Annotated in this window: 2 protein-coding genes; both read right to left on the bottom strand. The window is 68.8% G+C overall.

The genetic code is table 11. The features are described 5' to 3' along the window. The coding region (locus tag FE811_RS26990; RefSeq protein WP_181180997.1) for an NAD(P)(+) transhydrogenase (Re/Si-specific) subunit beta at positions 1 to 356 on the bottom strand (356 nt) is incomplete at its 3' end. Between the two features lie 13 nt (positions 357 to 369). Then, the coding region (locus FE811_RS26985; RefSeq protein ID WP_181180996.1) for a proton-translocating transhydrogenase family protein at positions 370 to 1,020 on the bottom strand (651 nt) is incomplete at its 5' end.

The raw sequence follows: 1,020 nt of genomic DNA, 5'->3' as shown, positions 1-1,020 counted from the left end.
TCGGCGGCGCGGGCGCGCAGCACCCGCGAGAGCTCGAACTGGGCGTTGAAGCCGATCAGCACCGCGGCCAGGCCGACCAGGCTGTGCATGGCCGCGACCAGCTGCGGCATCTCGGTCATCTGCACCCGCTTGGCCACGACCCAGCCGATGGCGCCGCCGATGGCCAGCATGACCAGCGTCAGCCCCCAGTTGCCGTAGCCCGGCCCGATCAGCGTCGCGACCACCGCCAGCGCCATGGCCGCGATGCCGTACCAGACCGCGCGCTTGGCGCTTTCCTGGCCGGAAAGCCCGCCCAGGGACAGGATGAACAGCACGGCCGCGACCACATAGGCGGCGGTGGTGAATCCGTATTCCATGCGCCCTCTCCCCTTACGACTTCTGGAACATGGCGAGCATCCGGCGCGTGACCAGGAAGCCGCCGAAGATGTTGACGCCCGCCATCAGCACCGACAGCGCCGCCAGCAACACCACCAGCCAGCCGCCCGAGCCGATCTGCAGAAGCGCGCCGACGATGATGATCGACGAGATCGCGTTGGTGATCGCCATCAGGGGCGTGTGCAGCGAATGGCTGACGTTCCAGATCACCTGGAAGCCGACGAAGACCGCCAGCACGAAGACGATGAAATGCGACAGGAAGCTCGCGGGCGCGAACAGCCCCACCAGCAGCATCGCCGCCGCGCCCGCGCCGAGCAGCGTGACCTGGCTGCGGGTCTGGGCGCGGAAGGCGGCGATCTCCTGCGCGCGCCGTTCCTCGGGGGTCGGCTCCCTGGGCTTCTCGCGCGGCTTCTGGGCGGCGATGGCCGCGACCCTGGGCGGCGGCGGCGGCCAGGTCACGTCGCCGTCATGGGCGACGGTGGCGCCGCGGATCACGTCGTCCTCCATGTTCTGCACGATGACGCCGTCCTTGCCCGGCGTCAGGTCCGAGAGCATGTGGCGGATGTTGTTGCCATAAAGCTCCGAGGCTTGCGCGCCCATCCTCGACGGGAAGTCGGTATAGCCGATGATGACCACGCCGTTTTC

This window comes from Paracoccus sp. FO-3, from assembly GCF_006386455.1.
GTDB lineage: Bacteria > Pseudomonadota > Alphaproteobacteria > Rhodobacterales > Rhodobacteraceae > Paracoccus > Paracoccus versutus.
Note: the sequence above shows the minus strand (reverse complement) of the source record. Positions and strands in the feature narration are given on the sequence as shown.